At 69.1% G+C, this 24,549-nt stretch carries 27 protein-coding genes; 21 read left to right on the top strand and 6 right to left on the bottom strand.

Annotation, left to right across the window (positions count from 1 at the left end; translation table 11 throughout):
* The first annotated feature begins 112 nt into the window (after positions 1-112).
* From ABB55_RS03025 to ABB55_RS03015, 3 genes are all read left to right on the top strand, one after another.
* On the top strand, positions 113-883 hold the full coding sequence (locus ABB55_RS03025; protein WP_054357485.1) for a motility protein A: 771 nt from the start codon (positions 113-115) through the stop codon (positions 881-883).
* Positions 884-893: 10 nt separating this feature from the next.
* Positions 894-1,751: an OmpA/MotB family protein gene (locus tag ABB55_RS03020; protein ID WP_054357484.1), complete on the top strand. Its 858-nt coding sequence runs from the start codon at positions 894-896 to the stop codon at positions 1,749-1,751.
* A 229-nt stretch (positions 1,752-1,980) separates the two neighbouring features.
* Complete coding sequence (locus ABB55_RS03015) at positions 1,981-2,481, top strand: GNAT family N-acetyltransferase (protein WP_054357483.1); 501 nt, start codon at positions 1,981-1,983, stop codon at positions 2,479-2,481.
* Positions 2,482-2,660: 179 nt separating this feature from the next.
* Here ABB55_RS03015 and ABB55_RS03010 read toward each other — a convergent pair whose 3' ends face one another.
* Complete coding sequence (locus tag ABB55_RS03010) at positions 2,661-3,092, bottom strand: hypothetical protein (protein ID WP_054357482.1); 432 nt, start codon at positions 3,090-3,092, stop codon at positions 2,661-2,663.
* Positions 3,093-3,324: 232 nt separating this feature from the next.
* Positions 3,325-3,606, bottom strand: coding sequence for a hypothetical protein (locus ABB55_RS30170; protein WP_054357481.1), 282 nt, complete (start codon positions 3,604-3,606; stop codon positions 3,325-3,327).
* A gap of 532 nt (positions 3,607-4,138) precedes the next feature.
* Here ABB55_RS30170 and ABB55_RS03000 point away from each other — a divergent pair.
* Positions 4,139-4,408, top strand: a complete 270-nt coding sequence (locus ABB55_RS03000) for an SEL1-like repeat protein (RefSeq protein WP_054357480.1) — start codon at positions 4,139-4,141, stop codon at positions 4,406-4,408.
* A gap of 69 nt (positions 4,409-4,477) precedes the next feature.
* Here ABB55_RS03000 and ABB55_RS02995 read toward each other — a convergent pair whose 3' ends face one another.
* Positions 4,478-5,005, bottom strand: a complete 528-nt coding sequence (locus tag ABB55_RS02995; protein WP_054357479.1) for a peroxiredoxin — start codon at positions 5,003-5,005, stop codon at positions 4,478-4,480.
* A gap of 382 nt (positions 5,006-5,387) precedes the next feature.
* Here ABB55_RS02995 and ABB55_RS02990 point away from each other — a divergent pair, with 382 nt between their 5' ends.
* The 5 genes from ABB55_RS02990 to ABB55_RS02970 are packed head-to-tail and all read left to right on the top strand — an operon-like array spanning position 5,388 to position 9,400.
* A complete protein-coding gene (locus tag ABB55_RS02990; protein WP_054357478.1) occupies positions 5,388-6,209 on the top strand; it encodes an IclR family transcriptional regulator in 822 nt (273 codons plus the stop codon).
* A gap of 1 nt (position 6,210) precedes the next feature.
* Positions 6,211-6,987, top strand: coding sequence for an ABC transporter permease (locus tag ABB55_RS02985; RefSeq protein ID WP_054357477.1), 777 nt, complete (start codon positions 6,211-6,213; stop codon positions 6,985-6,987).
* A 38-nt stretch (positions 6,988-7,025) separates the two neighbouring features.
* A complete protein-coding gene (locus tag ABB55_RS02980) occupies positions 7,026-8,003 on the top strand; it encodes an ABC transporter substrate-binding protein (protein ID WP_054357476.1) in 978 nt (325 codons plus the stop codon).
* Between the two features lie 6 nt (positions 8,004-8,009).
* On the top strand, positions 8,010-8,801 hold the full coding sequence (locus ABB55_RS02975) for an ABC transporter ATP-binding protein (protein ID WP_054357475.1): 792 nt from the start codon (positions 8,010-8,012) through the stop codon (positions 8,799-8,801).
* 17 nt (positions 8,802-8,818) lie between these two features.
* The gene (locus ABB55_RS02970) at positions 8,819-9,400 is read left to right on the top strand and encodes a DJ-1/PfpI family protein (protein ID WP_054361807.1); all 582 of its coding nucleotides are present in this window, start codon (positions 8,819-8,821) and stop codon (positions 9,398-9,400) included.
* Positions 9,401-9,519: 119 nt separating this feature from the next.
* Here the strand turns inward: ABB55_RS02970 and ABB55_RS02965 are convergent, their stop codons facing one another.
* The gene (locus ABB55_RS02965) at positions 9,520-9,807 is read right to left on the bottom strand and encodes a YciI family protein (protein WP_054357474.1); all 288 of its coding nucleotides are present in this window, start codon (positions 9,805-9,807) and stop codon (positions 9,520-9,522) included.
* Positions 9,808-9,839: 32 nt separating this feature from the next.
* A complete protein-coding gene (locus tag ABB55_RS02960) occupies positions 9,840-10,421 on the bottom strand; it encodes a TetR/AcrR family transcriptional regulator (RefSeq protein WP_054357473.1) in 582 nt (193 codons plus the stop codon).
* 422 nt (positions 10,422-10,843) lie between these two features.
* On the opposite strand from ABB55_RS02960, the gene ABB55_RS02955 reads away from it, so the two are divergent.
* The 6 genes from ABB55_RS02955 to ABB55_RS02930 all read left to right on the top strand — a co-directional run bounded on the left by ABB55_RS02955 (position 10,844) and on the right by ABB55_RS02930 (position 17,379).
* The gene (locus tag ABB55_RS02955) at positions 10,844-11,563 is read left to right on the top strand and encodes a LuxR family transcriptional regulator (protein ID WP_083463303.1); all 720 of its coding nucleotides are present in this window, start codon (positions 10,844-10,846) and stop codon (positions 11,561-11,563) included.
* Positions 11,564-11,639: 76 nt separating this feature from the next.
* Entirely contained in the window at positions 11,640-12,260 is a 621-nt protein-coding gene (locus ABB55_RS02950; RefSeq protein WP_054357471.1) for an acyl-homoserine-lactone synthase, read from the top strand.
* Between the two features lie 272 nt (positions 12,261-12,532).
* On the top strand, positions 12,533-12,970 hold the full coding sequence (locus tag ABB55_RS02945; RefSeq protein ID WP_054357470.1) for a hypothetical protein: 438 nt from the start codon (positions 12,533-12,535) through the stop codon (positions 12,968-12,970).
* A 161-nt stretch (positions 12,971-13,131) separates the two neighbouring features.
* Positions 13,132-15,270 carry a TonB-dependent siderophore receptor gene (locus tag ABB55_RS02940; RefSeq protein WP_054357469.1) on the top strand — a complete coding sequence of 713 codons (2,139 nt, stop codon included), beginning with the start codon at positions 13,132-13,134 and terminating at the stop codon, positions 15,268-15,270.
* A gap of 7 nt (positions 15,271-15,277) precedes the next feature.
* Positions 15,278-16,111 carry a DJ-1/PfpI family protein gene (locus ABB55_RS02935; protein WP_054357468.1) on the top strand — a complete coding sequence of 278 codons (834 nt, stop codon included), beginning with the start codon at positions 15,278-15,280 and terminating at the stop codon, positions 16,109-16,111.
* Positions 16,112-16,386: 275 nt separating this feature from the next.
* The gene (locus ABB55_RS02930; RefSeq protein ID WP_152981901.1) at positions 16,387-17,379 is read left to right on the top strand and encodes an energy transducer TonB; all 993 of its coding nucleotides are present in this window, start codon (positions 16,387-16,389) and stop codon (positions 17,377-17,379) included.
* A 105-nt stretch (positions 17,380-17,484) separates the two neighbouring features.
* Here the strand turns inward: ABB55_RS02930 and ABB55_RS02925 are convergent, their stop codons facing one another.
* Positions 17,485-18,894 (bottom strand): FAD-dependent oxidoreductase, encoded by a 1,410-nt coding sequence (locus ABB55_RS02925; RefSeq protein WP_054357466.1) that lies wholly within the window; start codon positions 18,892-18,894, stop codon positions 17,485-17,487.
* 178 nt (positions 18,895-19,072) lie between these two features.
* On the opposite strand from ABB55_RS02925, the gene ABB55_RS02920 reads away from it, so the two are divergent.
* The 6 genes from ABB55_RS02920 (at position 19,073) to ABB55_RS02895 (ending at position 24,548) form a co-directional block, all read left to right on the top strand.
* Complete coding sequence (locus ABB55_RS02920; RefSeq protein WP_244471956.1) at positions 19,073-19,915, top strand: GntR family transcriptional regulator; 843 nt, start codon at positions 19,073-19,075, stop codon at positions 19,913-19,915.
* A complete protein-coding gene (locus tag ABB55_RS02915) occupies positions 19,912-21,117 on the top strand; it encodes an ABC transporter substrate-binding protein (RefSeq protein ID WP_054357465.1) in 1,206 nt (401 codons plus the stop codon). The genes ABB55_RS02920 and ABB55_RS02915 overlap by 4 nt, the downstream gene beginning before the upstream one ends.
* Before the next feature lie 102 nt (positions 21,118-21,219).
* A complete protein-coding gene (locus ABB55_RS02910) occupies positions 21,220-22,092 on the top strand; it encodes a branched-chain amino acid ABC transporter permease (RefSeq protein ID WP_054361806.1) in 873 nt (290 codons plus the stop codon).
* On the top strand, positions 22,089-23,084 hold the full coding sequence (locus ABB55_RS02905; RefSeq protein WP_054357464.1) for a branched-chain amino acid ABC transporter permease: 996 nt from the start codon (positions 22,089-22,091) through the stop codon (positions 23,082-23,084). The genes ABB55_RS02910 and ABB55_RS02905 overlap by 4 nt, the downstream gene beginning before the upstream one ends.
* The gene (locus ABB55_RS02900) at positions 23,081-23,854 is read left to right on the top strand and encodes an ABC transporter ATP-binding protein (protein WP_054357463.1); all 774 of its coding nucleotides are present in this window, start codon (positions 23,081-23,083) and stop codon (positions 23,852-23,854) included. Before ABB55_RS02905 ends, ABB55_RS02900 begins: the two co-directional genes overlap by 4 nt.
* Positions 23,847-24,548, top strand: a complete 702-nt coding sequence (locus ABB55_RS02895) for an ABC transporter ATP-binding protein (protein ID WP_054361805.1) — start codon at positions 23,847-23,849, stop codon at positions 24,546-24,548. The genes ABB55_RS02900 and ABB55_RS02895 overlap by 8 nt, the downstream gene beginning before the upstream one ends.
* The last annotated feature ends 1 nt before the right edge of the window (position 24,549 follow it).

Raw genomic sequence — 24,549 nt, 5'->3', positions numbered from 1 at the left:
TTCGCGGCCGTCGTGCATGCGAAGGTTCGCAGGGGTAACGCTTCCTTTCCGTCTTTCCTGCATTCTGACGGTCGCGAAGAACCCTTTTTGTACCGCGTCAGGTGCCGTTCACATGGATATTGCGACTTTCATCGGCATCGGCGGCGGTTTCGGCGTGCTGGTCATCGCCATTTTCATGGAGGGCTCGAAGCTCAGCCAGTTCATGGACCTGCTCGCCACCAACGTGGTCATCGGCGGCGCGCTGACGACCACCATGGCGCGGTTCACGCTCGGCCATTTCATCGCCGCCTTCACCACCGGCCTGAAGGCGGTGACCTTCTCGCATCACGGCTCGGCGCGCGACATGATCGACAAGATCGCCGAGCTCAGCGACATCGTGCGCAAGCAGGGCGCGCTCGGCCTGGAGGCCGTCGAGATCGAGGACGAGTTTCTCGCCAAGGGCATGCGCATGGTCGCCGACGGCTTCGATCTCCCGGTCATCCGCGAGAGCCTGGAGCGCGAGCGCGACCTGCATGTCGAGCGTCTGGAGGATGCCCACAAGCTGTTCAAGTTCCTGGGCGACGCCGCCCCGGGCATGGGCATGGTCGGCACCATCATCGGTCTGATCTCGATGTTCAGCCACATGGACGACCCGAAGAAGATCGGCCCCGGCATGGCGGTCGCGCTCTTGACGACGCTCTACGGCGCCGTGCTCGCCAACGTCGTGGCGCTGCCGATCGCCGACAAGTTGCAGCTGCGCGCCGCGGAGGAGAGCATCAACATGACGCTGGTCATCGACGGGGTCCTGATGATCCGCGAGAACAAGAGCCCGGCCGTGATCCGCGACATGCTGCTCAGCTACCTGCCGCAGAAGACCCGCGCGGCCATGATGGAAGCGGCCTGAGGAGCGACCGATGGCCAAGAAAAAGGGACATGGCGGCGGCGGGCATGGCGGCGCCTGGGTCATCACCTTCGCCGACCTGATGGCGCTGCTGATGGCCTTCTTCGTCATGCTGGTCGCCTCGGCCAACCAGGACAAGCAGAAGCTCGCCGACGCCGCCGGCAGCCTGCGCGAGGCCTTCGGCGTGCAGCCGGAATTCCGCCGCGCCGGCATGATCGAGCGCGACGGCCTGCCGGTCCGTCAGTTCCTGAAGGAATCCAACGTCGTCGAAAAGAAGCTCGACGCCTCCCATTCCGCCGAGCGCAACGACCGCTTCGAGAAGCAGGGGCCGGAGGCCAACACTCACAATTTCGAGCGCGCCGCCGAGGAGAAGCCGAAGCAGTTCCTGACCGCCGCGGCGTCTCTGCGCCAGGCGCTCGCCGACATGCCGGAAATCGCCGAGATCTCCAAGAACGTGATCTTCGAGGAGACCGACGAAGGCCTCAACATCCGCCTCGTCGACCAGGACGGCCGGTCGATGTTCGCCGAGGGCTCGCGCTCGCCCTACGAACATACCCGCCAGATCCTGATGCGCATCGCGCCGGTGATCGCGCGCATGCCGCATCGCATTCGCGTCACCGGCCACACCGCCGGCGGGCGCCGCTGGTCGGCGACGTCCGGCTCGCCGTGGGAGCTTTCCGCCGGCCGGGCCGCGGCCGTGCAGGAGGTCCTGGCCGGCTTTGGCGTCGGCTACGACCGGTTCGAGTCGGTGGTCGGCAAGGCCGATGCCGAGCCGCTGTTCCCGACCGAGCCGTTCCTCGCCGCCAACCGGCGCGTCGACATCCTGCTCGCCCATCAGGCGCCGCCGCTGCCGAATTCTCCGCTGAAGTGACCGTCCGGCCGGGCATGCGGCCGCCGGGGTTCGGCGTGCCGCGCCGACCGGCGCGAGCGGCCGGCGGGAGCGGACGGCGCCGGCGGGACCGGGCCGTTCCTGGGGGCGCCGGTCGAGGCGGGACGGTGATCGGGACAAGCGGGGCTGCGGCGCCGGGCTGCCGCGCGGGACGCGCACTTGCCGCCCTGCGGGACCCGGTCTATCGGGAGGCGGATCCGGGAGACCCGCCATGCCGATGCCGAACGACGCCGCCGAAGCCGAACCCCTCGTCATCCGCCCGGCCGAGGCCGCCGATCTGACCGGGATCGTGTCGCTCTTCGTCGACGACGAGACCGGCGGGCATGGCGACAGTCTCGACCCGGCCCTCGGCCCGCTCTACCAGGCGGCCTTCGCGCGGATCGAGGCAAGCCCGAACGACACCGTCTTCGTGGCGGTGCTGGGGGCGCGGATCGTCGGGACCTATCAGCTGACCTTCGTGCCGACCATCGTCCACCGCGGCCGTTTGCGGGCGATGGTGGAGTCGGTGCATGTCGATTCCCGCCTGCGCAGCCGCGGCATCGGGGCGGCCATGATGCGCCATGCCGAGGCGGCCGCGCGGGCCGGAGGGGCCGGCATCCTGCAACTGACATCGAACAAGAAGCGCCTCGACGCCCACCGCTTCTACGAGCGCCTTGGCTTCGCCAAGAGCCACGAGGGCTTCAAGATGGACCTCGACACCGACACGCCGTGACCCGGCGCCGCGCCAGCCGGCATTGTCGCCAATCCGCACCGCCGACAGCCCGGGGCCGCCCCGACGGCATCGGGGCGGACCCGGGCCGAAGGCGAGACCGTTCGGCCGTCACGCTCGCGCCGGGACGCAAGGCCGTCGTGTGGCGGCGGAGCCTCCACCAGGAAGGCTCCGGGCCGGCCTCACTCTTCTTCGCCGAAGAACATGTCCTCGTCTTCGTCCGACGGCTGGTAGATCGGCGAGGGCGAGGTCTGGCTGTAGTTCGCCGGCGGGCGCGGCGGCGAGGCCGGGGCGGCGGGATAGAGCGCGGCGAGCTGGGCGCCGACGCAGGCATGGACGAAATCCTTGAACTCGGCGGTCCGCTTCACGTAGCCGCGCGATTTGGCGTCCTTGTTGCACGCCTTGCGGAACGGCTTGGTGCGCGCCTTGATGCAGATCCGGGTCTGAACCGGGATCTGGTCGGCGGTGACGCCGCGGGAGATGGTCTCGGCGCGGCACTCGCCGCCGATGATATACATGGCCGGCGTCGCCTTGAACTTCACGGTCTGGGCTTCGGCCGCGACCGGAGCCAGCAGGAACGCGACCGCCAGGGCCGGAGCGAAACGACGGATCATTCTCGACACTCCCTCGGGCACCGCGTGCCCCTCAACTCTTGTCTATCCCCCGGTCCGACATCCGGGCCGGCAGGGTTTGGGTCGTCGGGTCTCGGGCGAACGGCGCGGAAGGCCATGGGCTGCCGCCGTTTCCGAGCCGAAACCGGCCTGACTGCGGCGCTTGCGCCGCGCGGGGCGGCCTGACTGCGGCGCTTGCGCCGCGCGGGGACGCAAGCGCCGACCGCCAAGGCCGTTACATGCACTTGGCCATGTAGGTGAAATAGGCCTTCCAGCCCTTGGCGCCGGTCTTTTCCTTCTCGGTCTTCCACTTGGCGTCGCAGGCCTTCTTCTGCTCGGCCGACGACGGCTCGTCCTCGTCGTCCGCCTTCGCGGCGGCCTTGGAGGCGGCCGGCTTGGCGGCGGGCTTCGTCTCGGTGGTCGCGGCGGGCTTCGTGGTCGTGGCCTGGGCGAAGGCCGCGGCCGGAGTGAAGGCGAGGGCGCCGGCGATCAATGCGGCAAGGATGCGATCGGTCATGTGTCCTACCCCGTTCTATCCGGTCCGTGCCGGAACGCCTCCCGTCCAGCCTACGGTCCGTCATTACCGCGAGCAGAAGGTGTCGAACTCGTGACGAATCGATCTGCCCGGGCCGCTGATATTATGCGTCCGCGCAGCCCAAACGGCACTCCGCTACCCTCCCGTCCGATCGCGCACCGCCGCCGGCCCGCCGGTCGGCTGCCGTTGCGGCACGGGCCGGAACCGGCCGAGACGGGCCCGGCGTCGCGGGCCGGCGGCCGAGAGGGCCGAACCTTTCCGCGCCTCCTCGTTTCACGGTGAATCGGCGGTTACCGGCATCCCGACACGATTTCGCGGGAGGGATTGATTTTATTGCGTTTTTCGCCGTCGAAGGGTGAATCCTTCATGAAGTTAACGAGTGGTTTTCACCGTGTTGTGAGCTTCTTAAGCCTGCTGATTCACCTTCGGTTCAGCCGGCTCCGGCAAATTTCTCCTCAAGGGCGGTGCAAACCCGCCAGGACATTCCGAGGCTCAGAAAGTATAGGAGAGCAACATGGCCCGCTTTGAAGTCCGCGACAGTGAAATCGCCACGATGGGACAGCAGAACGTCTCCGGCGATGTCTTCTTCCAGCTCGGCATCACCTATTCGGTCGGCCGCGGCGTGAAGCCCGACATGGTCGCCGCGCACAAGTGGTTCAATCTCGCCGCCGCCCGCGGCAACCGCGAAGCGGCCCGTCATCGGCACGAGATCGCCGGAGAGATGAGCGCCGCCGAAGTCGCCGAGGCACAGCGCCAGGCGCGCGAATGGATCCGCACGCACTGAACCTGAGCCCGCCCGCCACGCGGTCCGCGCCGCATTGCGCGATCCGACCGGTTCGGACGGCAGCGCCCGTCAGCGCGACCGCAGATAGTCCAGCATGGTCTCCGCATCCGAGACCTTGACGCCGACGCCCGCGGGATCGTCGCCGAAGCCCGGCTCGACGAACATCTTGCGGATGACCCGATCCTCGACATGCATGGCGTAGCGCCAGCTGCGATAGCCCATGCCCTGGGCCGTGCGGCGCACCAGCATGCCCATCAGCCGCGTGAAATCGCCGTTGCCGTCCGGCAGCATGACGACCTTCTCGACCGTGCGGCTCTTCGCCCACTGGTACATGACGAAGGCGTCGTTGACCGAGACGCAGGCGACCAGATCGACGCCGAGCGCCGCGAAGGCCTCGTGATTTCGTTCGAAGCCGGGCAGGTGACTGTCCGAGCAGGCCGGGGTGAACGCACCCGGCACCCCGAACACGACCACATTGCGCCCGCCGAACAGCTCCGCCGTGGTCACGTCCTTCCATTCGAACGGATTGTCGCCGCCGAGCGCCGGATTGCGCACGCGGGTGTGAAAGACGACGTCGGGGACGGTTGCGGGGGTCATCAGACGTTCGGGCTCCCAATTTCGGTATCGATGCGGCGCCGCCTGCCGGCGGGATCGACTCTCTCCCGATCGCCGCAAGGCGGCCGCTCGAAACGCGGGCCAGACCTCCGCCCGGCCCGCATCGCCCGATCCTCATGCAAACCCGTCCGCCGGTAAAGCCGTCCGTCCGGCATGGCCCCCGCCCACATGGGCGGTGCCTGCCGTTCCGCGAGCCCGCGAGCCCGCGAGCCAGCGAGCCAATGAGCCCGCGAGCCAGCCAAACAATGAGCCCGCGTGCCAGCGCGCCCCCGGGGACGGCTGGGATCCGCCGACCGCCATCGAGGCTTGACAGGCGGCAGGGCGCCATCGAGTATAAAAGCGAAATGGCGTTCCGGAAATTTTCATGCGCTCTGCCGTCGACCGCATCTTCGATCTCCTGGAAGCGATCGCGACCCGACCGGCGGGCGCGGCGCTGAACGAACTGGCGGCCGCCGCACAATTGGCCAAGCCGACCGCCCATCGCCTCCTCGCCGACCTGATCGCGCGCGGCCTGGTCCGCCAGGACGGGCCTAACGGCGACTATTCGCTGACCCTGGAGATCGCGCTGCTCGGCTTCCGGCATCTCGCCGGCACCGGTTTCCTCGACATCTGCCAGCCGGCCCTCGACCGGCTCGCCGGCACGGCGGGCGAATTGATCCGGCTGTCCTGGCTCGACGGCGAGCGGCTGGCGATCGTCGCCGAATCCCAGGGCGCGAAGCCCGGCTTGCGGTTCGACGCCAATCTCGGCCGCCCGGTGGTCCTGCACAGCATGGCGGTCGGCAAGGCCTATCTGGCCAGCCTGACCGATGCCGAGGCGCTGGCCCGGGTTCGCGCGCAGGGGCTGCTCGGCAAGGCCGAGGCCGGCGCCTCGCCGATCCGGACCGAGGCGGATCTGCTCGCCGAACTGGAGCGTGTCCGCCGCTGCGGCCATGCGCTCGCCTACAACGAGGCCGATCCGGGCGCCGGTGCCGTGGCGGTGCCGATCAAGGCTGCCGATGGCGGCGCCTTCCTGGGCGCCATTGCGGTGGTGGTCCCGACCGCACGCTGGACCCGCGAGGCGCTGGCCGGTCTGGTGCCGGACTTGCGCGAGGCGGCCAGGGACATCGCCGGCAAGGCGGTCGTCGCGCCTTATTGCCGAAAGGGCGCGCAGGTGCTGCGCCGGCCCGCCAACAGCAAGGGATCGTGAGATGTTCGAGAAGAATGGCGGCGCGCTCTCGTCGATCGCGACGGCGATCGCCCTGCTGGTCGTCTGGGAAGGCGCGACGCGCCTTCTCGGCATACCGACCTATCTCCTGCCGGCGCCCTCGGTGATCGCGTCCGATTTCGCCCGGAACTGGCCGCGGATCGCCGACAGTTCGTGGATCACCACGCTCAACATGGTCGCCGGCTTCGTGCTCAGCGTCCTGGTCGGCATCCCGCTGGCGATGGCGCTCGCCTACTCGCCGCAGGTCGAGCGTTCGATCTACCCGATCGTGGTCTTTCTCCAGATCCTGCCCAAGATCGCCATCGCGCCGCTGTTCATCGTCTGGTTCGGCTTCGGCACCATGCCGAAGGTTCTGCTGGTCTTCCTGCTGACCTTCTTCCCGATCGTGGTCAACACCGTGGTCGGCTTCAAATCGGTCGATCCGGGCGTGATGGAACTGGCCCGCTCGACCGGCGCGGGCGCGCTGCGCACCTTCTACAAGATCCGCTTTCCGAGCGCCCTGCCGTCGATCTTCGTCGGCCTGAAGATCGCCGCCGCGCTCGCCTCGACGGCGGCGGTGGTGGCCGAATTCGTCGCCTCCGACAGCGGGCTCGGCTACCTGATCATCACCTATAACGGCCAGCTGGCCACCCCGATGGTCTTCGCCACCATCATCGTGCTCGGCGTCATCGGGCTGGTCTTCTACTTCCTGATCGAATTCGTCGAACGGCTGGTCGTGCCCTGGCACGTCTCCATGCGCGCCGATCAGGCAGGTGCATAACAGAACCTGAAAACAAGAACGCCACGGGAGGAATGACAATGGCAAGATTTGGAAAGCTCGGCCTGATCGCCGGTCTCGCCGCGATGCTGGTCTCGGCCGCGACGGCGCGCGCCGACGATGCCGTCAGTCTGCGGCTGAACTGGCAGATCCTCGGCTTTCACGCCCCGTTCTACTACGGGGTCAAGAAGGGCTTCTACAAGGAGGAGGGCATCGATCTGACCGTCAACGAGGGCCGCGGCGGCGCCGCGACCGCGCAGGCGATCGGCGCCAGCAGCGATACCTTCGGCGTTGTCGATGCCGGCACGGTGATCGTCAGCGTCACCCGCGGCATCCCGATCCGGACCGTCATGTCGGTGATGAACAGCGGCATCTTCGCCGTCGTCGCGCGCAAGGACGCCAACATCGTCCGGGCCGCCGATCTGGAGGGCAAGACCATCGCGGTCACCGCCGGCGACGCGCTGACCCAGCTCTTTCCGGCCGTGATCAGCGCCAACAAGCTCGACGAGAAGAAGATCCGCTTCGTCAATGTCGATGCCGCCAGCAAGGTGGTCGCCGTTCTCGAAAAGCGCGCCGACGCCACGCTCGGCAGCGTCGATGCGCAGTCCTTCGTCATGGAGGCGCGCGGCGTCGCGGCCTCGGTGCTCAGCTACGACGATCTCGGCGTCAAGCTGGTCGGCCTGACCGTCGTCGCCAACGAGAAGACCATCGCGGCCAGCCCCGACCTGATCCGCCGCTTCGTGCGCGCGACCCGCAAGGCCTTCGTCGAGGCGCAGAAGGACCCGGACGGCGCGATCGCCGCGACGGTCGCGTCCAAGCCCGAACTGGACGGCAAGGTGCTGCGCCAGCAGATGGACGTGTCGCTGGCCAAGCTGACCTCGGCCGCCACCGCCGGCCTGCCGCTCGGTATCGGCGCGGCGTCGGATTGGGACAATACCGTCACGCTCCTGAAGACCTACCAGTCGCTCGCCACCGACAAGCCGGGCTCCGCCTTCTTCACCAACGACTTCGCCAAGTAGGCGGCGATGGCTGAGGCTCAGATCGTCCTCAAGGGCGTCGGCAAGACTTTCGTGCGCGGCCTGCAGCGCACGACGGCGCTCGCCGGCGTCGACATCGAGATCGCGCGCGGGGCCTTCGTCGCGGTGGTCGGCCCGTCCGGCTGCGGCAAGAGCACGCTCCTGCGGCTGGTCTCCGGGCTGGTCATGCCGAGCGAGGGCTCCGTCCGGGTCGCCGGCGAGCCGGTCGTCGGGCCGCGCGCCGATACCGGCATCGTGTTCCAGAAGGCGACCCTGGTCGACTGGCGCGACATTCTCGGCAACGTGCTGCTGCAGCTGGAGATGCGCGGCATCGACGGACCGGAGGCCCGCGAGCGTGCGCGGACGCTCCTCACGGCCGTCGGGCTCGGCGGCTTCGAGAACCGCTATCCGCACGAACTGTCCGGCGGCATGCAGCAGCGGGCGGCAATCGCCCGCGGCCTCGTCCACCAGCCCGGCATGCTGCTGATGGACGAGCCCTTCGGCGCGCTGGACGCGCTGACGCGCGAGCAGATGCGGCTCGACCTGGAGGCCTTGTGGCTGCGCGAGCGGATGACCGTCTTCTTCATCACCCATTCGATCGACGAGGCCGTGCTGCTCGCCGACCGGGTCATCGTCATGAGCCAGCGGCCGGGAACGGTCGACCACGTCTTCGACGTCGACCTGCCGCGCCCGCGCGGCCTTGCCGCCCGTAACGATCCGCGCTTCGCCGCGCTGACCGACGCCATCACCCGCATCTTCCTGTCGCGCGGCGTGCTCGACGAGCAGCGCCTCGCGCTTTGAATCCGAAGGAGATTTCCGTGCAGTCCGACAAGGCGCTCATCATCGTCGGCGATGCGTCCGAGACGCTCGACACGCTCTACCCCTATCTCCGTCTGCAGGAGGACGGCTTCCAGCCGGTCGTGGCGGGTCCCGAGAAGCGGGCCTTCCAGATGGTCCTGCACGAGGTCCGGCCCGGCTGGACGATCACGCGCGAGTGGGAGGGCTACATCATCGAGGCCGACACGGCCTTTCGAGATGTCGACCCGGCCGACTATGCCGGCATCTTCTTCTCCGGCGGGCGGGCGCCCGAATATATCCGCGACGACGAGGATCTGATCCGGATCACCCGGCACTTCTTCGACACCGGCAAGCCGATCGCCAGCGTCTGCCACGGTGTGGAAATCCCGGCGCGGGCGGGCTGCGTGACCGGGCGCCGTATGTCCTGCGTGCGCAAGTGCCGCTTCGACCTGGAAATCTGCGGCGGCATCTTCGTCGACGCGCCGCTGGTCGTCGACGGCAACCTGGTCAGCGGCCGGACCTGGCACGATCACGGGCTGGTCATGCGCGAATGGATGCGCCAGCTCCGCGCCAACCGCGACGGCGCGCGCGCGGCCGCCTGATCCGGCGAACCGAGTGCGCTGGCGGATAGGATCCGTCCGCCCGATCGGCGACGCTCGGGCCGGCGCGTCCTAAGCGGTCACGGTCCCAGAGGTTCGCGACGGCGTGGCGGCGCCCGCCGTCACGCCTTCAGAAAGTCGAGGCGCGCGTCGGTGCGTCCGGGTGCGATCTCCAGGATGGTCGGGCTGACCACGTTCTCGGCGACGAACGGATCCTCGCCGAGCCGGGCTTCCAGGGCCGGGCGCGTGATGTTGTGGGCGATCACGACCCCGCCGGCGGCCGGCTGAAGGCTGCCGGTCATCAGGAAGATGCCGTCTTCGAAGCCGCGCCGGATCCAGGCATTGTGACCGTCCATATGCTGCGGCGCCTCGGCCTTGTTGGCGGCGAAGCTGAGCGTGACGACGAACATCGATCGATCTCCTCATCGATAAGGGGGGCGGTTCAGGGGCGGGCAGGGGCCTGCGGCAGGTCGTCGAGCCACGCCTCCAGGGCCTCGACTTCGCGGTCGATGAAGGCCTCGTCGTGCAGCGCCGTCGCCAGAGCGGCGATGCCCTGGCTGCGCATCAGGGCGTGGAGCGCCAGCGCATCCGCGTCGGCGCCGTGGCCGAGGGCGGCGAAGCGGTCGGCCAGCCAGGTCCGGAACAGGGTGAAGATGGCGGCCGCGTCGCCTTGCGCGGCATGATCGAGCTTGGCCAGTTCGGCGCACAGCGTGCCGACCGGACAGCCGTGCCGCATGATCTTGGCGCGGTTCGCGACCAGCATGCCGATGAAGCTGCGAATGCCGTCCGCAGGGCCCGCCGCGGCGGCCGCCCAGGCGTCGAGCGCGGCCCGGGTGGTCTCGACCCGGCGCGCGATCACGGCCGCGAGGATCTCGTCCTTGCTTTTGAAGTGATAGTAGAAATTGCCGCGCGACAGGTTCACGGCCGCGGCGATGTCGGCGAACGACGTCGCTTCGAAGCCGCGTTCGTAGAAGAGCCTGTCCGCCGCGGCGGTGATCTGGTCGCGCGTGGTTCCGGCCGCCATGGTTCCCGATCCTCGGTCCTCGTCCTGCCCGTTGCCGATCGACGGAAGCGGTACAACCTGACGGCTTAGGTCAATCGTCCTAGAGATGATTAGGACGATTGACCTAGTGCTGTCAAGTCTGCCATCCATGGATGATGTCGGGTGAGCTTGTCTGACATTTCAGATTGGCCGGAGTCTTGGCGTGGTCGGGTCGACGCGTTCGGGGGCAATCCAGCACAAACCGTCGCTCTCCCGGTGAGGTCGGCAAGGGACGTGCCCTCGGTGGCGGCGATCGATGGCCGCCGGAACCCTGGCCGAAACCGCGCGGCCTTGTTTCGGGTTCGTAAAACGACTTTGGTCGGTCTTTCCCTGCTTTCTGGGTCTTGCATATTTCATGCAAAGAGTTTGAATCGAAGCCGCGAGATCGGCGATCCGGGTGCAGCATGAATGCGGAACAATATGCGCTCGACGTAGTCGAGCGATTACGGACGAGCAAGGACTATCCCTCGGTCATCGGGGAGCTTTCCAAGGTCATGTCCGACTTCGGATTCAATTCCGTCGTCGTAACCGGGTTGCCCCGACCCGGAGAAATGCTCGACACGCTGTTGCTGTCGGCGAATTGGCCGGAGGCATGGGGCGAGCGATATTTGGCCAAGAAGTACGATCAGGTCGATCCGACCGTCAAACGTGTCCGAATGTCTCTGCAACCGTTTCGCTGGAGCGACGTGCGCGAGCAGACACTGAGCGCCGTCGAAAGGAAGATTCTCGACGAGGCGACCGAGTTCGGTCTCAATGACGGTATTGCGGTACCGATCCACGATCTGAACGGATTGGAAGCCGGGGTGTCCTTCGGCACCGACCAGCTATGCATCGATTCGCGCGCCCAGGCGGCGCTGCATCTGATCAGCATCTACGCCTACGAGTGCCTCCGGCGGCAGGCGCCGGATCGCTCCGGCGGGCAGAAGCCGGTCCATCTCTCGCGCCGGGAACGCGAGTGCATTCAATGGACTGCGGCTGGCAAGACCTCCTGGGAGATCGGCCAGATCATCGGTGTTTCCGAGGCCACCGTGAACGAATATCTCTATGCGGCGGCGCGTCGACTGAACACGCGGACACGGCCGCAACTGATCGCCCGTTGCATGAGAGAAGGTTTGATCAACTAGGCAACCCCTGAGGGCTACGGGATATGCCTGGATAGGGCTCCTGGTCATCCTCCTACCGCAAGGTAGGAGGGTGCAGATGAAGGTGCTCACGCTCAAGGGCAAGGATGAATGGAAATATCCTGAACTGTTCGATGAGGCCTTTCGTCTCAGGCACAAGACGTTCGTCGAAGAAATGGGCTGGGAAGCCGTCCGCAAGTCCGACGGCCGCGAAAGAGACCAGTTCGATCACGAAGATGCCGTGCATTTCATGATGCTCGATGGCGGCAAGCTGGCGTCCTACAGTCGCCTGCTTCCGACGACCCGTCCGCATCTTCTCTCGGACATCTATCCGCATCTGGCGCCGCGCGGCTATCCGAAGGGCGACCATGTCTGGGAATGGACCCGCTGGACCACGGCATGGCCCTATCGCCGCCAGGGCCTGTGGTCCTTCGAGGGCGGGGCGATGCTCCACACCGTCGCGCAGTATGCCCTGCAGGCGGGCATTCGCGAACTGTCCCTGCAGGGACACCCGACCTGGATCACCCGCTTCCTGCAGGTCGGCTACATGCCGCGTCCGCTCGGCATTCCCGAATCCGTCGATGGCGAACCCGTCGTCGCCTTCGTCCTGCCGCTGACGCCGGCGCTCCTGCAGAGCCTCGAGGACCGGGTCGCGCAGCGTACCCGTCAGGACAATTTCGCGCTTCTCGGCGCGGTCTGAGTTTCAGCAGCAAGACCCTTTGAGATACCCGGCTTTTCAAGTATCCCTAGTCTCGATCCAAGGCCGCGTCCCTCCGGGATGCGGCCTTGTTTCGGTGTTCCGGCCGGCCTGCACGATACCGGAGCCGCAAGCCGGCCACCGGGATGCGTCGCGCGGCGCCCCGAGAACGCATGGCTTGCGCAATTGCAACACCGGCCGCTTCCCGATCCGCGGACCCGAAAACGGCCATGATTGACGTTTCGGAACCGCGCCTGTCCCGCTAGCGTGCATTCATGTTCGGGAGGATCTCAGGTCTGCGGCCGTCGCGCTTCGTCGCCGTGGTCGTCTGTTGCCTGATTCTGGCCGTTTCCGGTCTCGTCAGCCGCGCCGCCGGACCGGGGCCGTCGCTCCGGACCCTGGGCGGTCCGGCCTCCGAAGCGATCGCGCTGCTGGGCACGATCTGCACCCATGACGGCGGCACTGCCGATCTGTCTTCGTCCGGCCTGCCGGCCGATCCCGAACGGGGCGGATGCGATCATCCCTGCTGTTTCAGCGCGCATTCGCGAATTTCGATCGATCAACCGGCCCTCCGGCCGGTCTCGCCATGCGACGGGCTTCCCCAACCGGCGCCGCGCCGCATCGCCTTCGACGTCATCGAAAGGGTCGTGCCGCGGCCCGATCTGGCGCCGGCCCGACACGGCGCCCGCGCTCCCCCTGTCCTCCCGGTTTGAGCCGCCCCTAGAGCCTGTCCCGTCCGGATCGAAGCGATCCGGATGAAGGGGACCGGCTCAAGGCATTGAACCTGGAGCATTCCTTGTCGGACGGATGGTTCCATCCGATCGCCAAGGAAACGCTCCAGGGGCCAAAACCAGGACCTGACAGGAGACGCTTCATGCGCAACGCCGTGATTTGCGGCGCGGTGGCCGTGTCGGCCGGGATGCTTCATCCCGCGACCGCCGGAGCCCAGACCGCCGCCCAACCCGATTCCGCCGTCATCGAAGTCAATGTCGACGCGCCCCGCGACGGGGTCACCAAGACCAGCGCGGGCCCGGTCCGCGGCTGGCAGGCCCTGACCAGCGCCAGCGCCACCAAGATCGAAACCCCGCTCCTGAACCTGCCGCAGGCCGTCACCGTGCTGCCGCGCCAGGCGATCGAGGCGCAGGGCGCCGTCAGCCAGAGCGAGGCGATGCGCAACGTCTCGGCGGTGCAGCCGCCGCAGACCACCGCCCTCGGACAGGTCTATCCGTCCGTCCGCGGCTTCAACGGCGAACGCTTCGTCGACGGCCTGCCGAACTATTACGACAACGGCGATCGCGACAGCCTGGCCAATGTCGAGCGCATCGAAGTCCTGAAGGGACCGGCCAGCATCCTCTATCAGGGCGGCCCCAATCCGGTCGGCGGCGTCGTCAACGTCGTCTCCAAGATGCCGTCGCTGATCCCGTCCTATCAGTTCGGCGTCACCGCCGGCGGCTACGGCAAGCTCAATCCCTGGTTCGACCTGAACGTTCCGGTTTCCAAGGATAGCACGGTGCTGTTCCGCGTCACCGGCAGCTACGAGCGGACCGGAACCCAGATCGACGGCCTCGACCGGCGCAGCTACGAACTCAATCCGACCCTGGTCCTCACCAATAACGAGGGCACCAAGCTCACGCTGCAGGCCCGGCTCAGCCATCGCGAGCAGCAGGATTATGCCGGCCTGCCGGCGGTCGGCACGCTCGACCGCTCGACCTTCCGGATCGATCCGTCGCTGTTCTCCGCCGATCGGGACCTTCCGAACGGCCGAACCGACTACAAGGCGGTGACCGGCCGCATCGACCATACCTTCAACGAGGTCTGGAGCGCCTTCGCCAGCGTCCGCGCCAGCCGCTCGGATTTCCACGAGCCGACGCAGTTCGTCCTCGGCCAGACGCCGAGCCTGCCGCCGTCGACCTTCCTGGTCTGGAACGGCTTCCTCGGCGAACGCAACACGGAAGTGTCCGCCAATGCCAATCTGGCCGGCAAGTTCGATTTCGGGCCGATCCGGAACCGGGTCCTGTTCTCGGCCGACATCAACCGCGTGACCGATGTCGGCCGGCTTGACGGAACGCCGGCGGCTTTCGTCGACTTCACCAATCCGAACTTCCCGGCCTATGTGAAGCCCGTTCCGGGACCGTTCACGACCTTCACCGACATCGACAACGTCTATGTCCAGAGCGGCCTGACCGCACAGTGGCAGGCAAGCCTCTGGGAGCGGGTCCATCTGCTGACCGCCTTGCGCCTCGCCGAGGTCGATATCCGGTCTCGGGAACTGACCACCGCGTCGAGCTTCCACACGCAGGAAAGCAAGGTGCTGCCGCGGATCGGCGCCTCGGTCGAGGTCGTCAAGGGCGTCTCGGTCTTCGCCGACTATACCGAGGGCCTGCGCGCCGTGCCGTTCTTCAACGGTCCGACCGCTCCGCGCCCCGAGCAGAGCCGCCAGAGCCAGGCCGGCGTCAAGCTCGATCTGCCCTATGGCTTCAGTGCCAGCTTCGCGCTGTTCGACCTGCGTCTGACCGACGTGCCGACGGCCAATCCGATTGTGCCGGGCCAGCAGATCCAGTCCGGCGAGCAGCGCTCGCGCGGTTTCGAGGCCGACATGGTCTGGCAGCCGAACGCGAACTGGTCCTTCCTCGGCAGCTATGCCCGCGTCGACGCGCGCTACACCCGCAACACCGTCATCGCGGAAGGCAATGTCGTGGAGGGCGTGCCGCGGGATTCCGGGCGGCTGTGGGGCACCTACCGGGTGACCGACGGCCGGTTCGCCGGACTTTCGGTCGGTGCCGGCTTCCAGGCGCAGAGCCGGGTCGCGATCACCAATGCCAACGACTACTTCGCCCCCGGCTTCGCCACGGTCGACGCCCGGATCGGCTACGACCGCGACACCTGGTCGGTAGCTTTGACCGGCAAGAATCTGGGCGATCGCTTCTACTGGGTGCGGCAGCCCTATCTCGACGGTCGCGTGGCGCCCGGCGAGGGACGCACCGTCTATCTCTCGCTGACCGCGCGGATGTGAGGCCGTCATGCCGCACCCGACGCGACGCGACCTCGGTACGGGACTGGCGGCGCTCGCGCTGGCGCTGGCGGGGGGAACCCCGCCGGCGGCCGGTGCCGAGGCGCCGCCGCCAGCCCATGACATGACCGAGATGCCGGCCTCCTGGATGGGCCGGGAACAGATTGCGATGCTCGTCTATCCGGGCTTCACGGCGCTCGATCTGGTCGGGCCGCACTACATGCTGACATCGCTGATGGGCGCCACCACCCATGTGGTCGCGCGCAGCCGGGACCCGGTCGTCAGCGATACCGGCCTGACCCTGGTGCCGTCGGCGACATTCGCCGAGGTGCCGGCGGACCTCGACATCCTGTTCGTTCCGGGCGGGACGAGCGGCACGCTCGCGGCGATGCGCGACCCGGCGACGATGGATTTCCTGGCCGATCGCGGCCGCAGCGCGCGCTTCGTCACGTCGGTCTGCACCGGCTCGCTGCTGCTCGGGGCGGCCGGCCTGCTCGACGGCTACGAGGCGACCTCGCACTGGATGACGCGTTCGCTGCTGCCGATCTTCGGGGCGAAGCCGGTCGACCGCCGGGTCGTGCGCGACCGCAACCGGATCACCGGCGCGGGCGTCACGGCCGGCGTCGATTTCGGCCTCGCCATGGTGGCCGATCTGCGCGACCGGCTCTATGCGGAATCGGTCCAACTGCTGGCCGAATATGCGCCGGATCCGCCATACCGGTCGGGTTCGCCCGACACGGCACCGCCGTTGGCCCGCAAGCTTCTCGAGGACATGCTCGCCGGGTTCCTGCAGCGCGCCGAGGAGACCGGCCGGGCCGCCTTCGCCGCGCGGAGGCCGGGGTGAGGGTTGGGGCGGGCGCGTCGGCCGCCATCGTCCCTTCGGAACCCATCTCAGCATCGCCGCGTGCCGGCGCCCTCCGCGTGGCGCCGGCACGCGGGGGCGACCGGCTGCGCCTCGGTGCGGCCTTCGTGCTGTCGGCGCTTCTGCACGGCCTCGTGCTGGCCGTCGCGCCGGCAGGCCTGCCGCCGATCGAGACGCCCTCGGACGAGATCGCCATCGAGGCCGAGATCGTGGCGACAGCGCCGGAGATCGTCGCGGAGGTCGAGGATCGGTCGGCCGTGACCACCGAACAGTCCGCCGCCGCGGACCGGCCGGGCGATCCCGTCCTGTCGGAGGCGGTCGTCGCGGTTCGGGATGGGCAGGAGGCCGGGCCGGCCGAGACCGCGGCGTCGGACCCGCCTCCGCCTGAACCCGACCGACCGCCTGGCGATGTCGTCCCGCCGGCGACACAGCCGCCGCCTGTCGAGGCCTCCGCGCCTGAGCGCTCCGAGACGGGGTATGCCGATCGGCCGCCCGTGTCGGACCAGACCGTGCCTGAAGTCCGCCCGGTGGCAGATTCGGAGCCCGAACCGCCCAGCCCGGCGGCCATCGATGCGGCGCCCGTCCGGCTTGCCGAGGCCGATCCGATGCCGCCCGCTGTCCCGCCACCTGCTGTCCCGCCACCCATTGGCCCGCTGCCCGCCGTCCCGCCGCCGGAGACCGTCGAAGCCGCGCCGCCGGTCGCGGTACCGCCGGTCCTCGAAGTGCAACCGTCGGCCGTCGCGGTTGGCTTGGCCGTCAGGCTCGAGCCGGCCGCGCCGGCGCGCGCCACGCCCCGGCCGGTTCCGGCAAGGCCGACGCCGCAGGCTGTCCGTCGGCCTCCCGTCGCGTCTCCGCCTCCGCCGGCTCGCCGGCCGGTCGCGACCCGACCGGCATCCGAGAGCCGGCCGGCGTCCGGGGCGGGGTCGAGAACGGCGGTCGGGGAGGCGGTCGGGTTCCGCGCACGGCCCGCCGCCGAGCAGGCCGCCGACTACCGTGCGATCGTGGCCGCCGAGATCAATCGCCGGAAGGCCTATCCGCCGGCCGCCCGGCAGGCCGGCCTCAGCGGCCGCGTCGTGCTGCGGTTCACGGTCGGACCGGGCGGACGGGTCGGCGGCGCGGCCGTCGTCCAGTCGTCCGGGCATGCCAGCCTGGACGATGCGGCGCGCAGCCTCGTCGGCAGTCTTTCGTTGCCGCCGCCGCCGGGCGGACAGTTCTCTGTGACGACGGCGGTGAACTACCGCGCCGAGTGATGCGCTCGATCACCACCCATGGAGCTCGATATTCGGCGCGCGACGTCCGCGTGCCGCCGTCGGGCATGAGACATTCGTGCTGCGCCGTCGGCCTGACGTTTCCTCTCAGGCCGGCACGCTTGCGCCGGCGGCGCGCGCGGCACCGAGACCGGCGAGGGCGCCGTAGGCGAAGGCGGTGAGCAGGCCGTTGCCGGAGAGATAGCCGCCGGCGTCGGCCCCCGAAACCCCGCAGGCCGCACCGCCGGCCGCGAAGAGCGTCTCGAACGGCCGCCCGTCCCGGCGCATCACCCGGGCGCGATCGTCGACGACCAGCCCGCCCTGGGTATGGAACAGCGCGCCGGTGACCTTCACGGCCGCATAGGGCGGCGCGAGTTGCGCCACGCCGGCGAAGTCGCGGCCGAAGCGATCCGTCGCACCGGCGGTCTTCAGCGCGGCGATCTCGCCGAGCGTCGCGGCGAGGGCGGCCTCCGGGACATGCATCCGGCCCGCCAGCCCGGCGATGGTATCGGCCGTCAGCACGGCGCCGGCGGCCTCCGCGGCGCGGAAATCCTCGAACTGCCGGGCGATCGCGGCGATGCGGCCGTCGAAGATCGTGAAGGCGATCCCGTCCGGCTCGGCGATGACCGCGGCGGCCGATTCCGAATAGCCGCGCGCCTCGTTGGCGAAGCGGACGCCGTCCCGGTTCACCTGGATGCCGCCTTCGGTGATCGTCGCCCAGGTGATCAGGATGCCGTGCGGATGGGCGACCGATCCGTGACCCTGGTGGCCGGAGAGATGGCGGGTCGCCGCACCGAGCGCCTCGCCCCACAGAAGCGCGTCGCCGCGATTGCCGGGATGGCCGAAATAGAGCGCGTCCTTCAGCGCCGGGATATGGGCCGCGACCAGGTCCGGGTTGCCGCCATAGCCGTTGCAGGCGAGCACCAGCGCCTTGCAGCCGATCCGGTCCGTGGTCCCGTCCGGCCGCACGAGGCCGGCGCCGACGATCCGGTCGCCGTCCGCAAAGAGCGTGGCGGCGGTCGCCTCGGTGACGATGTCGATGCCGGCCGCTTCCGCGGCGGTGCGCAGGCGGTCCATCAGTTCGGCGCCGGAGCGGCTCGGCAACCCGTGCATCCGCCGCGCGGAATGGCCCGGATAGGTGAAGTTGTCGATCACCGAGAAGGGCAGGCCGTGCCGGTCCGCCAGCCATTCGAGGACGCCGCCGACCTGGTCGACCACGAGCGCGACGGCTTCGGGGTCCGGCTCGCCATGCGCCTTGGCCAGGATGTCGGCCGCAAAGCCCGCCTTGCTGTCGGCAATGCCGGCCTCGCGCTGGAAGCGCGTCTCCGCCGCGGGAATGAGGCCCGCCGACAGCGCCGTCGAGCCGCGCGCGACCGCATCGCGCTCGACGACCAGCACCGTCGCGCCGGCCTCCTGCGCCTTCAGGGCCGCGATCAGGCCGGCCGCGCCGGCGCCGATCACCAGCACGTCGCAGCCGGCCTCGAAGCCCGCCCCGTCCACCGCTTCGATCTCCGCCACGGCCGCCTCCTGAGATGTTAGCCTGTCTGATCTTGACGACAGGCACATGTCCCATTTTTAATACCGACACAATGAGCGGTCGGGCAAGTCCGGCGGTTCGGTCGGGGGGAGGCGGTCCGCCTTCCGTCCGTGAATCCGAACCGCGATGTTCCGACGGCCAGCGGCGGAGGCGCGGCTCTTGGACGCCGTCGAATCTTCGAAGACCCATCGGCTCTATCTGCTCCTGAAGGAGCGGATCCAGACCGGTGTGCTGGCACCCGGCGACCGTCTGCCCGGCGAGCCCAGCCTGGCGGCGACGCACGGCCTGTCGCGCGTCACGGTCCGGCGCGCGCTCGACGGCCTGTCGCGCGACGGCCTGGTGACGCGGCTGCCCGGTGCCGGGACCTTCGTCACCGAGCCGAACGGGCGTCCGCCCGTCGTCGCCGATCTCGCCAACATGTTCGCCCATCTGGTCGCCATGGGTCGGGCGTCCAAGGTGCGTCTCCTGTCCTTCGCCTATGTGGTCCCGCCGCCGGCCATCGCGGCCGCGCTCGGGCTGGGGCCGGGCGAGCGGACGCAGGCCTCGCTGCGCGTGCGCTCCTTCGACGACGTGCCCTTCTCGTATCTCGCCACCCATGTGCCCGAACGCATCGGCGTGACCTATTCGGAGGGCGATCTCGCCAACCGCCCGCTGCTCGAACTTCTGGAGCGTTCCGGCGTCGTGGCCGACCGGGCCGAGCAGACCATCTCGGCGACGCTGGCCGGCCCGGATGCGGCCGCCGCGCTCGGCGTCGAGATCGGCTCGGCGCTGATCGCGCTGACGCGCGTGGTGCGCGACGGCGAGGGGCGGGGCATCGAGCATCTTTCCGCGCTCTATCGCCCGGATCAGCACGCCTTCCGCATGGAACTCGTGCGCGCCGGCGACGGCGAAGACCGCCACTGGCGGCCGACCACGCGCCTGAAGGTGCCCGCGGCCCATCCGAACGCCACGGGTTCCGAAGTGAACGAACGCCCGAAGACACGACAGAGGAGAAAGCCATGACCGAGCTTACGCGCCGTACCCTGCTCCAGACCGGTGCCGCCGTTGGTGCCCTGGTCTCCATGCCGGCGATCCTGAGGGCGCAGGCCGCTCCGGTCCGCATCGGCATCCTGCAGCCGGTCACCGGGGCGCTCGCCCAGGACGGCGAATATGGCCGCCTCGGCGCGCAGATCGCCCTCGACGAGATCAATGCCGCCGGCGGCATCAAGGCGCTCGGCGGGGCCAAGCTCGAGGTCGTGTTCGGCGACGCCCGCTCGAACCCGGAGGGCGGCACCCAGGAGGTCGAGCGGATGGAGGCCGAGAAGGTCTCGGCCATCGTCGGCGGCTTCGCCTCGCCGATCGTGCTCGCCGCCTCGCAGGCCGCCAGCCGCTACAACATTCCCTATATCTGCGATGTCGGCGTCTCCGACCAGATCGTCAACCGCGGCCTGACCAACACCTTCCGCTTCGGCCCGGGCTTCGGCATCGTCACGTCGACGGCGCTCGAAAACCTCGTCAAGCTGAACGAGGCCGCCGGCAAGCCGGCCAAGACCGTGGTGGTGGTGCATGAGGACGGCCTGTTCGGCTCCGGCATGGCCAAGCTCCTGCAGGCGCAGCTGCCCGGCCGCGGCTTCGAGATCCTGGAGACCATCGCGCATCCGACCCCGTCGCGCGACATGTCCAACGTGGCGCTGCGCATCCGCGCGCTGAACCCGGATCTGGTCATCCCGTCGAGCTACTACGCCGAATTCGTGCTGCTCGCCCGCACCATGCAGCAGCAGCGCATCCGCCCGAAGGGCATCTACGCGATCCTCAACGGCGCGGCCTCGAACTTCCGCTTCGTCAAGGAATTCCCGGACGCGGCCAATCTGGTCATGGACTGCAACCACTGGGCCGATCCGCGCAAGCCGAAGACCGCCGAGGTGCGCCGGCTCGCCGAGGCCGGCGGCCGTTTCTGGCTCTACAACACGCCGCTCAACTATTCCTGCGTGAAGCTCCTCGCCGACGCGATCGAGCGGGCCGGATCGAGCGACCGGGCCAAGATCACCGAGGCGCTGGCGAGCTCCACCTTCGCCGACCACATCATGCCCTACGGCCCGACCAAGTTCGTCAACGGCCAGAACCAGGGCGCCGCCCCGGTCAACACCCAGGTCCAGAACGGCGACATCAAGGTGATCTTCCCGGACGCCTTCTCGGACGCCAAGCCGATCTTCCCGGCCGTCTGATCCGACCCGCCACGAGACCCGCCCGCCGCGCCGGCCGCAAGGCCTCTCGCGGCGGGCGGCCGCCCCTCCCGCATGCCGTTCCAACCGGGCTGCCGCCGCCTGATGCTCCAGATCGACATCCTCCTGTCGGCTCTCGCCAACGGCCTGATGACCGGGGCCGTCTATGCGCTGATCGCGCTCGGGCTGACGCTGGTCTACGGCGTGCTGCACGTCATCAACTTCGCCCATGGGGCGACGCTGACGGCGGCCATGTTCGCGGTCTGGGCGGCCCATGACGGGCTCGGCATCGATCCCTATGTGGCGATCCTGATCCTGACGCCGCTGTTCTTCGCGCTCGGCTACGCGCTGCAGCGCTTCGTCATCGGCCCGGCCAGCCACGGTTCGGACAGCAACATCCTCTTGGTCACGCTCGGCCTGTCGATCGTGATCGAGAACGCCCTGCTGGCCGCCTTCCGGTCGGACACGCGCTCGATCGACGTGCCCTACGGCTTCTCGGTGATCGAACTCGGCAACCTGTTCCTGCCGCTGCCGAAGGTGATCGCCTTCTTCGCCTCCTTCCTGGTCGCCGCGCTCTTGTGGGGGCTGATGGCCCATACCGACATCGGCAAGGCGATCCGCGCCGTGTCGCGCGAGAAGACCGGCGCGGCGCTGTCGGGCATTCCGGTCGAGCATGTCTACGCGGTCACCTTCGGGCTCGGCGCCGCCTGCCTGGCGGTCGCGGCCTGCCTCCTGATGCCGACCTTCCTGGTCAATCCGCGGGTCGGCAATGCCTTCGTGCTGGTCGCCTTCACCATCGTGGTGCTCGGCGGCATGGGGTCGGTGCCCGGCGCGCTGATCGGCGGGTTGATCATCGGCGTCGTCGAGAGCCTGTCGGGCCTCTATTTCGGCGAGAGCCTCGGCCAGATCGGCATCTTCCTGATCTTCATCCTGGTTCTGCTGGTCCGCCCCGCCGGCCTGTTCGGGGCGCGCGCATGACCGGTTCGGCGCGCCTCCCGATCCTGATCGCCGTGATCGTCCTGGCGCTGCTGCCGCTCGGCGCCACCTCGAACACGCTTCTGAATTTCATGACCTTCGCGCTGATCGTCGCGCTGGCCGCGCAGGGCTGGAACCTGCTCGGCGGCTATGGCGGCCAGTTCAGCTTCGGCCATGCCGCCTTCTTCGGCACGGGCGCCTACGCGATGGGGCTCCTGCAGGTGCGCTTCGGCCTCAATCCCTGGGCCGCCATGCCGGTCGCGATGCTGCTCGGCGCGGCGGTCGGCTGGGCGATCGGCTTCCTCGCCTTCCGGGCGCGGCTGCGCGGCGCCTATTTCGCGCTGGTGACGCTCGCCTTCGCCGAGGTGTTCCGCATCCTGGCCAATGCCTGGGCCTTCACGGGCGCGGCCGCCGGCCTGCTGGTGCCGCTCAAACTGCAGGCCGCCAACATGCAGTTCGAGGACAAGCGCCTGTTCTACTGGCTGGTGCTCGCCTTCGTCGCCGGCGCTCTGGTGCTGACCGCCGAGCTCGCCCGCTCGCGCTTCGGCGCGCGCCTCGTCGCCCTGCGCGAGAACGAGGATGCCGCCCGCGCGCTCGGCGTCGACACGCTGCGCGTCAAGCTCGCCGCCATCACGCTCTCAGCCGGGGTCACGGCGGCAGCCGGCGGGCTCTATGCGCAGAAGTCGCTCTATCTCGACGCGGCGATCGCCTACGGACCCTGGATCTCCGTCGACGCCCTGCTGGCGCCGATCGTTGGCGGGCTCGGCACGGTGTTCGGGCCGCTGATCGGCGCGCTGGCGCTGCTCGGGCTCGGCGAGCTCAGCAAGATGGCGCTCGGCAATCTGTTCGGCGGCGCCGTGCCGGGCATCGACCTGATCGTCTTCGGCATCCTCCTGATCCTGGCCGTGGCCTTCGCGCCGCGCGGCCTGCTCGGCCTGTTCGATCGGCTCATCCGCCGCCCAAGGCCCGCCGAGGGCGGGGAGGCGACGCCATGACCGCGCCGCTCCTCGTCGTCGAGGACCTGACCAAGCGCTTCGGCGGGCTGACGGCCGTCGACCGGGCCGCGCTGACCGTCCGGGCGGGCACGATCGCCGGCCTGATCGGCCCGAACGGCGCCGGCAAGACCACGCTCTTCGCGATGATCTCCGGCTTCGAGACGCCGACCTCGGGCGCGGTCCGCTTCGAGGGCCGCGACGTGACCGCGCTGCCGGCGCACCAGCGCACCGCCGCCGGCATCGCCCGGACCTTCCAGATCGTGCAGCCCTTCGCCGGGCTTTCCGTGCGCGAGAACATCGCCGTCGGCGCCTATCTGCGCCGGGCCGGCCGGACCGAAGCGCTCGCCCATGCCGATGCGGTCGGCCGCGCGGTCGGGCTCGGCCCGCAGCTCGACCGGCCGGCCGGCGAGATGACCGTCGCCGGGCGCAAGCGGCTCGAACTGGCCCGCGCGCTCGCCACCGACCCGAAGCTCCTGCTGCTCGACGAAGTCCTGGCCGGGCTCAACCCGTCCGAGATCCGCGACATGATCCCGGTCATCCGCCGCATCCGCGAGGGCGGCGTGACCATCCTGATCGTCGAGCACGTCATGCAGGCGGTGATGAGCCTCTGCGACGAAGTCCATGTCCTGGCGCAGGGGCGCATGATCGCATCGGGACCGCCGCTCGCCGTCGCCCGCGACCCGGCCGTGATGGAGGCCTATCTCGGCCATGGCGCGGCCGCGCGCATCGCCGCGTCCGCCCGCAACCCGGGGGCGCCCGACCATGCTTGAGATCCGCGATCTGGTCGCCGGCTATGGCGGCGTGCCCGTGCTGCGCGGCGTCTCGCTCGATGTCCGTGCCGGCGAGATCGTCGCCGTGCTCGGCGCGAACGGGGCCGGCAAGACCACCCTCAACCGGGCCATCTCGGGCCTGATCCGCCCCGACGGCGGCTCGATCGGTTTCGAGGGCCGCGCGCTCGCCGGGCTCTCGGCGCCCGACATCGTCGCGCTCGGCCTCGTCCATGTGCCCGAGGGCCGCAAGATCTTCCCCAACATGAGCGTGCGGGAAAATCTCGAGCTCGGCAGCTACCGAAGGGCGAAGGCCAACCGCGCCGCCAATCTGGAGCGCGTCTTCGCGATCTTCCCGCGGCTGAAGGAACGCACCGGCCAGTCGGCCGGCACGCTGTCGGGCGGCGAACAGCAGATGCTCGCGATCGGCCGCGGCCTGATGGCCGAACCGAAACTCCTGATCATGGACGAGCCCTCGCTCGGCCTGTCGCCGCTCCTGGTCGAGGAGATGTTCGCGCTCGTCGCCCGCATCGCCGCGGACGGCCTGGCGGTGATGCTGGTCGAACAGAACGTCGTCCAGTCGCTCGATCTCGCCGCCCGCGCCTATGTGCTGGAGAACGGCGCCATCGCCATGGCGGGCGCCGCCGGCACGCTGAAGCGCGACCCGACTCTCATGACCACCTATCTGGGGCTCTGAC

Origin of the sequence: Prosthecodimorpha hirschii, from assembly GCF_001305515.1 — a bacterium.
Classification (GTDB): Bacteria; Pseudomonadota; Alphaproteobacteria; order Rhizobiales; family Ancalomicrobiaceae; genus Prosthecodimorpha; species Prosthecodimorpha hirschii.
Note: the sequence above shows the minus strand (reverse complement) of the source record. Positions and strands in the feature narration are given on the sequence as shown.